Annotated in this window: 11 protein-coding genes; 4 read left to right on the forward strand and 7 right to left on the reverse strand. The window is 45.6% G+C overall.

What is annotated here, in order from left to right; translation table 11 throughout:
* Positions 1-4: 4 nt before the first annotated feature.
* Positions 5-988 carry a lipoyl synthase gene (gene lipA / locus AC07OI_RS29410; RefSeq protein WP_493218486.1) on the forward strand — a complete coding sequence of 328 codons (984 nt, stop codon included), beginning with the start codon at positions 5-7 and terminating at the stop codon, positions 986-988.
* Between the two features lie 325 nt (positions 989-1313).
* Complete coding sequence (locus tag AC07OI_RS29415; protein WP_495259617.1) at positions 1314-2726, forward strand: hypothetical protein; 1413 nt, start codon at positions 1314-1316, stop codon at positions 2724-2726.
* Positions 2727-2780: 54 nt separating this feature from the next.
* Here AC07OI_RS29415 and AC07OI_RS29420 read toward each other — a convergent pair whose 3' ends face one another.
* The 4 genes from AC07OI_RS29420 to AC07OI_RS29435 form a co-directional block, all read right to left on the reverse strand.
* A complete protein-coding gene (locus AC07OI_RS29420; RefSeq protein ID WP_495259618.1) occupies positions 2781-4898 on the reverse strand; it encodes a sensor histidine kinase in 2118 nt (705 codons plus the stop codon).
* Positions 4891-5592, reverse strand: a complete 702-nt coding sequence (locus tag AC07OI_RS29425; protein ID WP_495259619.1) for a response regulator transcription factor — start codon at positions 5590-5592, stop codon at positions 4891-4893. The genes AC07OI_RS29420 and AC07OI_RS29425 overlap by 8 nt, the downstream gene beginning before the upstream one ends.
* Before the next feature lie 1188 nt (positions 5593-6780).
* Positions 6781-7284 (reverse strand): cyclic-phosphate processing receiver domain-containing protein, encoded by a 504-nt coding sequence (locus tag AC07OI_RS29430; RefSeq protein ID WP_495259620.1) that lies wholly within the window; start codon positions 7282-7284, stop codon positions 6781-6783.
* Positions 7285-7339: 55 nt separating this feature from the next.
* On the reverse strand, positions 7340-8125 hold the full coding sequence (locus AC07OI_RS29435) for a metallophosphoesterase (protein WP_495259621.1): 786 nt from the start codon (positions 8123-8125) through the stop codon (positions 7340-7342).
* A gap of 113 nt (positions 8126-8238) precedes the next feature.
* Here AC07OI_RS29435 and AC07OI_RS29440 point away from each other — a divergent pair, with 113 nt between their 5' ends.
* On the forward strand, positions 8239-8712 hold the full coding sequence (locus tag AC07OI_RS29440; RefSeq protein ID WP_495259622.1) for a 3'-5' exonuclease family protein: 474 nt from the start codon (positions 8239-8241) through the stop codon (positions 8710-8712).
* A 28-nt stretch (positions 8713-8740) separates the two neighbouring features.
* Here AC07OI_RS29440 and AC07OI_RS29445 read toward each other — a convergent pair whose 3' ends face one another.
* The 3 genes from AC07OI_RS29445 to AC07OI_RS29455 all read right to left on the reverse strand — a co-directional run bounded on the left by AC07OI_RS29445 (position 8741) and on the right by AC07OI_RS29455 (position 10665).
* A complete protein-coding gene (locus tag AC07OI_RS29445; protein ID WP_495259623.1) occupies positions 8741-9217 on the reverse strand; it encodes a hypothetical protein in 477 nt (158 codons plus the stop codon).
* 20 nt (positions 9218-9237) lie between these two features.
* Positions 9238-9744 carry a hypothetical protein gene (locus AC07OI_RS29450; protein WP_495259624.1) on the reverse strand — a complete coding sequence of 169 codons (507 nt, stop codon included), beginning with the start codon at positions 9742-9744 and terminating at the stop codon, positions 9238-9240.
* Positions 9745-9906: 162 nt separating this feature from the next.
* Positions 9907-10665, reverse strand: a complete 759-nt coding sequence (locus tag AC07OI_RS29455; RefSeq protein ID WP_495259625.1) for a hypothetical protein — start codon at positions 10663-10665, stop codon at positions 9907-9909.
* Positions 10666-10948: 283 nt separating this feature from the next.
* Between AC07OI_RS29455 and AC07OI_RS29460 the strand changes: the two genes are divergently transcribed.
* The gene (locus AC07OI_RS29460; RefSeq protein WP_495259626.1) at positions 10949-11209 is read left to right on the forward strand and encodes a helix-turn-helix domain-containing protein; all 261 of its coding nucleotides are present in this window, start codon (positions 10949-10951) and stop codon (positions 11207-11209) included.
* The last annotated feature ends 609 nt before the right edge of the window (positions 11210-11818 follow it).

Genomic DNA, 11818 nt, shown 5'->3' on the forward strand with positions numbered 1-11818 from the left:
TACCATGACAACCGAAAACACACCCGTCGCCACCGCCGCTTACGATCCTACCGAGAAACAAAAAGGGGCCAGCAAGACCGCACGCATCCCTATCAAGATCGTGCCGATGGAAAGATTGCCCAAGCCCGACTGGATACGCGTCAAGGCCGGTTCACCGACTACCCGCTTTTATGAAATCAAAGACATCCTGCGCGCCAACAAACTGGTGACAGTCTGCGAAGAAGCCTCCTGCCCCAACATCGGTGAATGCTTTGGCAAAGGCACGGCCACCTTCATGATCATGGGTGACAAATGCACCCGCCGCTGCCCATTCTGCGACGTAGGCCATGGCCGCCCTGACCCGCTCGATGTCGATGAACCTGCCAACCTGGCAAAAACCATCGCTGCGCTGAAGCTCAGCTATGTCGTCATCACCTCAGTTGACCGCGACGACTTGCGCGACGGCGGTGCCGCCCACTTTGCCGAATGCATTACCCGCGTACGCGAACTGTCACCCATGACACGCATAGAAATCCTGACACCAGATTTCCGTGGCCGCATGGACCGCGCGCTGGAAATCCTCAACATGGCCCCACCAGACGTCATGAACCACAACCTCGAAACCGCCCCGCGTTTGTACAAGGAAGCGCGCCCGGGTTCTGACTATGAATATTCCCTGAACCTGCTGAAACGCTTCAAGGAACAACACCCCAACACCCCAACCAAATCCGGCATCATGGTGGGTCTGGGTGAAACCGATGAAGAAGTCCTGCAAGTCATGCGCGACATGCGTGCCCACAACGTCGACATGCTGACCATAGGCCAGTACCTGGCACCAAGCGGCCACCACCTGCCAGTACGCCGCTATGTACACCCTGATGTCTTCAAGATGTATGAAGAAGAAGCCTACAAAATGGGCTTCGCGCACGCAGCTGTTGGCGCAATGGTGCGTTCAAGCTACCACGCAGATCAGCAAGCGCATGGCGTGGGGACGGATGTGAAAAGTTAGAAGATAATGAGAAAGTTTAACAGTTAGTGAGAAAAATCAGTAGTGTAACAGCCACCATTTTCGCAATAACATTATAAATATCAATAACTTACCTACAATTTCAGCCTTCCCCAAGGATGAAAAAATTTGGCGAATTGATTGGTTCGGCGAAGTAAGCTTCCCGAACCGTCTGCTTCGCCGGACACAACCTTCAGTTCTCGTCCATCTTTCCAGAATTCAAGATGATCGTTTTTCCAACGATCTGGCAATACAGCTTTCCCCACAATCAACCTCACCTGCCAAATTTCAAAAGAAGGTCTGGCTTTCTATTGGCACCTTGCCGTTCTTGCGTATTGGAGACCTTTGGCTAAATGGTCAGTTGAAGGCGGAGCCTGACTATGAGCTGGAAGAATTTAAGGATATTGAAATTGACAGAGATTCAGTGCATCTGATCAAGGCCGGGTTAAATCTCGATGACGAGGGTTTTCTACTGCCGATGTCTGAGCATCCTTGGCATATGAATTGCACCCAGTCCTACTGCGTGATGCTTAATCTTCCAAGCAAACGGCGAATGATCATCCCTTGCATGGAATTGATCCGCTTTTATTTCGGCTCATCCAGCAATCTGATCAGCAAATTATTCCTGTCACCGCTAGAACGGAAGTCGCTCTACACCAAAGCTACATTTAGCATAATTACTGGTCGCCTTTCGCTACAGCTTGCTGAGCGCATATCGGGAGCATCCGCTGCAGATATTGGACGCTTGCACCTCGACACCAATGCCTGGCAAGCTGCAGTCCTAATAAGTACCTCTATGCTTGCTGCATCAGTGACACGACAATCAATTTACCCCCAAGGTTTATTCCCTTTTGAAGGAACAACAACACTGACTGCAGCTGGCAAATGGCTTTCTTTTGCAGACGAGGCGCGTGCGACATTCATTGTCTACAGCTTGCGCTCCTGTTCTCACGAATTTCCATTCAGATCACTACGTTACGAGCAACACAAGACACGTACCTGCAACGGCGAGAGTGGTAGCCCAAATTCGAGTAGCACCAAAGAGCGTTTTCTCAAATCCGCGAAGGAAGCACAAAATCAGAGTCTCGAAGAACGTGACGGATCAAATAACCTTGCGAGCAAGACGAAATCTATTCGTATGGAGCCACGCTTTCCAGATCTCACGAAGAAACCCATCTGGAAGAATAAATCACTTGTCAGTACTGACGGCACCGGCAATAAGTACGCTGGCTCAGCGCCCCCCGTTCAAGCGACTGCTGTTGGTCAACCTGGGTCAGAACAAAGAATCCGATCGGTGGATTTTTCTGTGCTCATCAACAGAGATCCTTCACAGCGATGGCCAGTCCCCAATTTTTTAAAGACAGTGATTGTGCGGCTCTCTGAATTGAATCAGTTGAACATCGAACTGTTGACGGAAAGTGAAGAGGACGGTTGGACAGTACCTATCCTCATTCTGTGTGATGAAGATGGTGTTATCGACCCAAAATTACTTATTGAAAATGGCACCAATACGTCACGCCCTCGCCGGGTCGCGGTCTTCGCCATAAAGAATCAGACTGAGCACATCAGCCTGGCAATTGTAGAATCCATTCCATTACACATCAAGCTGTACCCAACAAATGGTCAAGACGTTGAAGAAATATTTGAAACCTTATCCTGCGTGGCAAATGACTACCTTGCTCGCCCTGAATCAGAAGAACCCAATATAGCCGATCTAGTGAATTGGGTTTTCGATTTTTAGATTCTTCCATACATTGCCCAATGAATTTTCTCATTTCATCCCACCGAGTTTAGCTTAAGACTGTAATTCGGGTTTTGATACAGGCAATCTAATTTCGAAGCAAACACTTCCTTCGCTCAGCAAATTGAATGCAGAAATATCACCCTTCATCATGTTGACATGCTTTTGTGCAAGCCACAAACCGATACCCTGACCATAACCATTTTCTTGTACAGCTGTTGAAATACCGTACTGAAATATTTTTTCTTTAATATCCGTTGATATCAATGGCCCATCATTTGTAATCTTAATTACTGCACTCTCATCCACTTCAAATAGTGCAATCCGAATCGTAGTGTTTGGATTCCTATGACGATCCGCATTGCGGAGTATATTGTCCAAAACACTGGAAAACACATCTGGGTCAATATGGCAAATCGTCAAACTCTGAGTTGTTTCAAGAGTTACTCCGTCCATTCCAACTGCACCAACGTTTTTAACAATTTCTGCAAGAAATTCATTCATATTCACTGGTTCACATTCTAAATCTCTGGTTGCGACCTGCTCAGGAGTAAGCCCAATCTGGAGATGAGGTAGCGAAGCTAGTATTCTGTCTAAGTACTTCCGTGATTCTGACCCCTGTTTATGTATGCTCAGTAGTGCTTGCAACGGGGATCTTATTTCATGTCCTATGATATTTAGATTTTCTTCGCGATTTCTCAATGCAATTTGCAGCCGAATAGTTTCTGCCTCTTCACGCGCCGTGCGATCGCGGAGCTCTCGCTCTACATGACTGCGAATTGTTCCGATTAGTTCATTGAATCTATTGGACAATATTCCTATTTCATTTTTCTTTGCTGCATATGGGAGACGGTCACCGTGGGTTCCCGCAATACTCAGATGTCGAGCATGGCGTGTAAGCACAAAAACAGGTCTTAGTAAATTTGAGGAGAAGTAAAAAACTGCAAATATTGCTCCCCCAGCTAAAAGCATTTGCAGCAAGAGAACTAGCCACACACCTTTTTCAATAACTATCTGCGACTGGCTTAATTGAAATGACAGATTTGTATCCTGAATTGCTAACGGGTGCACAACTGGATCATGATGCAAAACAAAATTCCCATTAACAAATGAAAATTTTGAGTCTGATGCAGGCTGCACTTTTACTTGAGAATTCTCAATTTTCCAGTAGCGATCAATTGTTGGGACTGAGTCTGAACGTGCTCTGATACTAAGGTTCGCATGAGCATTAAATATAGTACTCGCCAGCGAAGCAATTGAGAGATTAGACATACCTGACTTTTGATAATTAATTACGTGCGGTAATTTTGAGCCTGCCGTAAAGTCTCTGCGTTCAAGAGTAATCTTCGTGTCTTCCCAGCCAATGGGAGGCCAAACACCATCATTACCTGCAGAAAATTCCTTAAAATCAATTCTTGCCAAGACTCGCATTATTTGAGAACCGTCTGCTTGCTTCTGAGTATAGGCCCAGCCTTCCAACCTGCGGTCACGCTCTTTGAATCCGCTTGGCAATTCTCTGAAAGCTGTGATCTCGTATCGATCAACTCCAGTATGTGAATGCTGAAAAGTGATCCACCAAGTCGTCCGATGACCGGATATGCTGAGAGTAATTCGAATGGAATCTCCGAGCAATTTCGGATCGCCATACTTTAGGGGTACGATTGAATTATCAATTAGATCCATGCCCAAAAACAGATATTGACCAATCGCCTGATTCTCCAGAAAATATGCGCACAGCCGATCAGAACCGTTCTGTGTTGCAGACGGCTCGCGATTTTCTTCCTGCAACAAAACAAAACAATTTCGAGGCGGCTGTCTCGGCAATGTTTGGTTGATGTTTAGGGGTAAGGGAGCATAATATTGACGGGGTAAAAGCAGCGGGGTTAATTCTCTTGATTCCGTAAGCAGCTTTTCGATATTGTGCTCAAGAACAAATCGTTCATCAGTGTCAAGCCTGCTTCCCAAGTCCCGAAGATCTCTATCGAATAGCTCATTTTTTGCTATTTGAGCTCTGGAGATTGAAACTTCGACGTACGTAACTAATACTACAATTGAAAGCACAGTCAGGAAAATCAGGGCAAATGCTGTTACGAATGTCAGTCGATACGTCGAATGAATATGATCAAATCGATTTATTAAGCGCTTAGCCTTGGATTGAAGATATTTACGCACACCAATAATATCCGATCATATACTTTGTCTTTATACGTTTAAAGTTTGGATCGACATCTTCAAATGCATGCCGAATTTCTCGAATATGAACTCTAAGATTTTCTTTGTTTCGACCAGAATCAATTTGCTCAAAGAACTTATCGTAAGGTACCGTTTCATTTACCGTTGCAACTAAAAGCTGTAAAAGACGGATTTGCGTCATAGACAGATTTACACGTTTGCCATTCCATTTAACCATTTCTCTTTGAGAAGTATCAATCACCAAATCACCTGCGCTGATTTCAATCTTCCAATCATTTCCGGAATTCTGTTGTGCAAGTCGGAAAGCAACGGCTCGCTTCGCTTGAGTAGTAAAATCTGCTTCGGTTACAGGTTTTTGCAAATAATCCCATGCATCTAATGCGCGAAATATTTCACGCTGCACTTCAGGCTGTGCAGTACCAGAAACAACTAAAAATGGCGTACGTTGAGAATCTAATGCTTTCGCAATCTTAAATCCGCCATATCTATCACTACCACCGCCCAAATCAATATCTGAAATAATCAAGTCAAAGTCGTTTACGCCAATTCCTTCAATCGCTGAATCAAATGTCAGATATTGAAAAATCTCGCTGTCCGGCCAAATTCGTTTCAAGAACGAACTGAATTCATCGTTTGTGGCTTTGATGTCTTCAATGATGGCGAACTTAAGCATTTTACAACCCCCGGTAATTATCGTTAAGTTTAGCAAAAAAATAATTACCGGATCGTAAGTATTCCCTTATATTAAATAAGACAGAATACAAAAAAGTGAGAGTAGCTCGGCCACTCCCACAATTTGTTACGCGTATCTCACCAATTTCCAAACAACAGATTTGCTGTTATGTGGAGGCATTACGTTATGTTGTGCAATTGGTGCTGTGGTCGAAGGTGTATCCTGCGATTGCCATACACCGCTCTCTGGACAGCGTTCACCAGTTTTTGCTGTCGTACCAATAGGTTTCTTCATATCAATTTCCTTATAAGGATTAGAGCATTGCTCCATAGTTGTTTTGACTTAAGCAGTCGTTGATCCAGCCCATACGAATTTTCTTGCTAATACAGAATGAACGAACCAGACGCTATTTTGAAGAAAAAGGCATAAGGCAAATACAACGATTGCAACGATTTCTCAAAGTTTTTCTTTATATTCAATAAAATTAAGTATCGCAAAAACTTACTTTTTCTTGAAACCTAAAGAAGCACTTATTTTTGTTTTAATTGGTATTAAATATCGCTTGCCAACGTTTAAAAATGCCTGTGCATTGGGATCTATTTTCAACTGATTCAGTTCAGATATTGCGCGCTGAACTTCACGCTGCTTATCTCTAACTTTTGTGAATGAGCGATACCTGCGGCAATTTGCTTTTCACGAGGCTAACCAGCTAATCCATAAACGAGAGAGCCAAATAGCGATCCAGCAGCTTTGGCTGGTGTCTCCGCATAGTGCTTCAAACGCTCATCAACTTCAGACTCAACAAAGCTCCATAATTCGGCATCTGTCATGTCTGCATACTCGAAACTCATGCCAGGATGAGACCATATCACGTCCCAAATAGGCACTGGGTCGATGTAAAACTCGGCTATTGGTCACCTCAAACTGTGTGTTCTGCAGCTCAAGGTAGACATACCGTCATTGATGGCTTCAGAATACAAATGGAAATTGGAACCGTGAGCAAGTGTGTTTTTCGATGACATAGATATGTCCCCTGAATGTTTTATGCACGTGGGAAGGTGTGCCTTACGGGATGAATTCACCCAGCACGCTCATAGGTAGCAGGAAAACCTGAGGTAGAATTTCGTCAAAGAAATATATGTTGGTGAATTTGCAGAATTAAAAAACATAACTCTCACTTGACGATAGCTACTCTTTCGAAGTTGACACTCGCTGCTCAATAGCTCGGATGCCAGCCTCCATTTTCTGCCTGGCAGAGGAATTGGCAGAATGCACGATCATCTTGGGTGGCTTGAAGCCATGCAATGCAACAGCTTCCTCGATCCACAGAACCACATCATAGCCAGTACCACGTTGATCATTGCCCAAGTCATGATCCAAGCTGATTTCGACTACCGCATTCGTTTCCAGCAGGTCAATGGCTTCGTTCGGCCAATACACGCGTACCCAGCCTTCTGGCGTGGCGCGTTCGTCGTCCAGGAAAACGCGTAACGCAAGGGAAGCTGGATCGGGTGAAGTCATGGCGGTGTGAACCAGATTGTCGTGCGCCACTAAGCGCTCATAATCCTTACTGCCAAATTCACGTCCGACAGGTGTGACATTAGCCCAGAAAGAATCTTCTTTTCCCAATGCAGGACCAGGAAGCTCTTTGAGGTAATCATCAATCAGCTGTTTCCGCGTTTTATTTGTCATGATGGGAATTCCCTATTTTCGCTACCAAATGTCGAAATCGTTTTTGCTTGGAAAGTTATTCTGTTAGTTCAATAATCAGGTTTGGGTCGAAATGACCATTCTCAGGTGTGCCTGCACGGGTCTTGTACCCACAGGGATTACAGACAACACGACATTCTCCAATTTGATAATCAAACGACTCATGCATATGTCCGTGAATCCAGAGATTGGTCTGCGAGGCGATCTCATCCAAATTGGATGCATAGGCCGCAGACACCATTTCATTGGCGTAGCGCTCCGAGACGGATTTCATGGAGGGTGCCATGTGGCTCACAATCACGGTCTTTCCTGCAAAGGGCTCGGTCAATTTTTGCTTGAGCCATGACTTGTGCTGTGAATGAAATCTGGCAGTGTCAGCCGATCGCAATTTGCGATACCCGGCGCTGGCCAACCGTATGCGCTTGTAGTCGTTCATGACCGCTTCTGCCTCACGCATAGCAAACTGCCTATCGCCATCACCAAATAATCGAAAATCGGTCCACATAGTTGCACCGAGAAACCGCACATTTCCAACAATGAATTCATTGCAGTTCAAAAAATGTACATTGCCTGCCGCCGCGCAGGCAGCCTCGATATCCTCCTGCACATGCTCCAAATGTTTGCCATAGGATTCATGATTGCCATGCACATAGAGCACTGGAATGCCAGCAAATGCTTGTGCAGCCCATTCCACTGCCTTGGCACCTGTATCAATATCTCCTGCCAGGACGACCACATCCGGGCGACTGATGGTAGGATCAATGTTGGGCGCTGCCTCACGCCACAACTCATGATGAAGGTCTGATAAAGGCAAGATACGCATGATCACTTTCAATAAATAAAATCCTATTTGTATAACGGATGGGAATAAGTTCACCTTTAAGTGCTGAACTCGGATGTTTGAAAATAAATTTCGCATCTGGTCACTAATTACTCATGAAACGCATATTCATCGACACAGAATTCACTGACTTTCTCGACCTGCACCTCATCAGCATAGGCTTGGTGATTGCTGCAGATGAGGAATTTTATGCGGAAGTTCCGTTCCCAGATGAAAGCTGCTCCGCGTTCGTGCGCGAGGCCGTCATTCCACTGCTAGGCAGGATACCTGATGCGGTGATGTCTAGAGATAGCTTGTGCAAGCAGCTCCTAGCCTGGCTATCTGCAGTTCGCCTTGAGAACACGGACATCGAGATTTGCTACGACTACCAGACCGATTGGGATTTATTTATTGACGCCATCGATTATCAAGTTCCGGCCTGGTGTCACCCACGTCTGGTTGCCAGCAACATCAATGAAGTCCTAAAGTACGAGTTTCACAAGAAGCATGGTCTACCCCAACACCATGCTCTCTATGATGCCAGGGCGAATCTGGCAGCTTTTCAGGAAAGCGATGATGATCGTCTTTAACGCAATCCTAGTAGCCTCTATTCTTCCATCAACTCATCATGTCGGAAAATGCGTATTTCAATCGCATCTGGCGTTTAGTGCGAAAGTCTATTGAACCTGGCGATGTCAGTATTTGACTGTGCCACGCTAAGCGCTCTGTCAGGGGTACCAGCTCATCGGCAAATCGTGCGTTATTCGCTTTGGCCTCGGTAGGACTAACGAGGCCTAGTAATTGGCCCAATCTGACAGTGCCTTTGAAGAACTCCTGGCGCTCCGCCATGCGCGAATGCAGATCATCGAGACCGTCTTTCTTGACATTGACTATGGCTGATCGGAGACGATTTCGCTCATCGATCAACAGCAGATCGATATATCTTATAAAGTGCTGTTTCATAACAGGTGCCAACTGCATATCAGTAAACTTACCCTCTTGATTCTGCAATTCTTTCATTCTGAACTCCGGCCATTCTTCAACAGTATCGTGCTGTTCAGATGAAGTGTGAGCTTCCAAAGTGAATTCTTCCATAAACTATGTATTCAGATTTGTTATTTCTTGTCCGGCAATTTCTTACCCGCCATCAGCAGATTGATGCGATGACTCCAGTCGTCCGCAGCGGCATTGCTCCCCACCTTCATGGTCACTGAGGTGGACTCCAGGTCATTCAGATAGAACTTGAAACGATAGTTGCTGCCTTTGACCTGGTGGACACCGCCTTGATTTTTGATGTCGTTGGTCCACAAAATATCCCAGTTACTGATCTCGGAGAAATCCACCACCCACACGCAGTGCCCGTTATATTTCATGAACAGCGCTTTCCTGGCCTCTGGGTCAAACATGGTGCAATCTTCTTCACGCGTAAATCCCAGGGATTTACCCACCCGGAAAGTCGTACCGAATTCCTGATTGACCGATGCCAGAGTAGAGGCTAGCCGGGCTTTTTCTTGTTTGCCTATATATCTGATCCAAACGATGAAACCGCCGATGATCAAAATAGCGACCAGCTTCTCGGTCCATTTCTCCATTCCCCCAAAGAGCAGGATGAGAGCAGTCACGATACATACCAAGAGATAGGCCGTACCAAAAAGAGTAGCCAGCGTGTGCGAAGAAGCAGACGTCGAAATATCGTAAGGGGTGGGTCGTTTCATAAAACAGGGTAATTGATGAATATCGAGGCCAAAAATTCTTTTGCGCCTGCGTGGAATAATGAGTGTGAGCTATTGCCTGGCCACCTCTGCCTGGGTTGGCACATTCACGAGCCAGAAGCGATAGTCCTGAGCTTCATTCCAGTTATATCCCAGTGTCATCATAATGCTGCCGATGTAGTAGTTGCCATTGGGATTGAAAAACAGGTCGTAGCCTGGTTTATTGGGAAACAGATACTGTGGCGGCAGTGGACCACGAGTACGCTGTGCGCCGGTGTGCTGCGTCCCACTGACGACGCCAAAGCTCTTCCACATCAGACCAACATCCTTGAACGGCGTGTTCCGCACAATGTCGTCACCGCAGACATTCAGATTGTCGTAATTGACCGAATGTTTTGCGTCGCTCCATACTGTGAGCGACACATTGATACAGTCATTGGCTGAATAGCGGCCAGGTAAGCCACCGGGTGGCATGGCGTAAAACCACTTGGGTAACTTATTGATGTTGACGGCAACCCTGGGCCAGTCAGCAGAACCACTTGTACCAATGATGTCTTTGGCAGGCAGATTGCTTAGACGCAAGCGCCCATCTGGAGCTACAACTCCAGTTTTGTTATTTCCGCTCTGTACAGGAACGACGATGGCATTACCGACTGTATTGATGGACGCGTTCAGTCGCTCGCCAAAGGTCGGACCGGATGTCTGAGTAGGCTGACCATCCTTGCCTTCTTGTTGTGCGGTTGGTGCGGTAACGCATCCGGTAAGTGCAGCGATGCTGAAAAGAAAAAAGGCGAGTGCATGTCTTAGCCGATAGTGGCCGCTTAATTTCATTACCATGTCCATTTAGTTAATATGGGGAAGAATGCCCTTGATTTGATTACCGTCATATTTACAAGGCCGATCAAGCTATACGAGTGTCAATGGTGGCAGCGGAGTTGAAGATGCTTTGGGTGCGTCTTTTCATGTCGACATTTCAATAAAGGCGGTATTTCATTTAGAAGATTCCTATTAAAACCAGAATATAGCTGAATTTCGTCATAATGTGCACTATAGTAATCATTAAGTTTATTATAAGCTGTGGACTGTAAGACATCCAAATTGGATGCTTACAGGCATGAAGAAATCCAAAAACCAACTGTCTAGCAAAGAAATATTTGGCCGAAATCTGCGCCGTGCGCGTCGGCATAAAGAAATTTCGCAGGAAGATTTGGCATTGCGCTCAGACCTGAGTCGCAGCTATGTCAGTGGTGTTGAGCGCGGAATACGCAATGTATCAATCGACAACATGGATTTGCTTGCCCAAGCTTTAGGTATTCCTATTCGGGATCTACTGGATCCGGAATTGTTTGCCGGTGTGGATGATAGGTTGGATTGAATTTTGAACTCAAAGAATAAGGGCTTGCTTGTAGGGAGATAGCAATGCAAATAATTCGACGTTAGCATATCGCGACCTGAATCCATCGCGTGAGGTCGCAAGATGAATGGGCAGCTCAGACGATATTGTTCCGTGCGATGTACACTCTGAAGTCACGGACCCATCAATTTTCACGTCTTATTCTTAACCCACTAACTACATTTGCCCGGACGGCAGTCAATAGTTCTGTTCAAAACAGGCTTGATTGAACAAATGTAAATTCTTCTTTTTGTATAGCTTTGCGTATAGCCGCATTTGAATTACTCCCTACTCTGCATCGTCGCCGTCATACCCTGGCAAAATTTCATAAGCGAGCTTACGCAAAGCATAGTGAACTAGCTGTGCCCTCCCTTTTATACCGAGCGCTTCCCCCCTATGGTGGTTGCTCGGTTTATGCCGCACCGCGTTGCTTTAAAATGTTGCATACAATGAAAAATTTCTACACGGAAATTGGATAATACGCAAGAAAGTTAACAAAAATTTGCATCGAATTTGCGTAAAAGATACAATGCGATACATATATGTAGGAGCTATCCTACGGCAAAAATCCTCTCCTCTTTTCATTTACCT

The organism is Undibacterium sp. GW821-FHT07F11 (genome assembly GCF_059418665.1).

Coding starts and splice junctions, on each gene's coding strand:
- lipA (WP_493218486.1), top strand. CDS start 5: ATGACAACCGAAAACACACCCGTCGCCACCGCCGCTTACGATCCTACC.
- AC07OI_RS29425 (WP_495259619.1), bottom strand. CDS start 5,592: ATGCTTAAGTTCGCCATCATTGAAGACATCAAAGCCACAAACGATGAA.
- AC07OI_RS29430 (WP_495259620.1), bottom strand. CDS start 7,284: ATGACAAATAAAACGCGGAAACAGCTGATTGATGATTACCTCAAAGAG.
- AC07OI_RS29435 (WP_495259621.1), bottom strand. CDS start 8,125: ATGCGTATCTTGCCTTTATCAGACCTTCATCATGAGTTGTGGCGTGAG.
- AC07OI_RS29440 (WP_495259622.1), top strand. CDS start 8,239: ATGAAACGCATATTCATCGACACAGAATTCACTGACTTTCTCGACCTG.
- AC07OI_RS29445 (WP_495259623.1), bottom strand. CDS start 9,217: ATGGAAGAATTCACTTTGGAAGCTCACACTTCATCTGAACAGCACGAT.
- AC07OI_RS29455 (WP_495259625.1), bottom strand. CDS start 10,665: ATGAAATTAAGCGGCCACTATCGGCTAAGACATGCACTCGCCTTTTTT.
- AC07OI_RS29460 (WP_495259626.1), top strand. CDS start 10,949: ATGAAGAAATCCAAAAACCAACTGTCTAGCAAAGAAATATTTGGCCGA.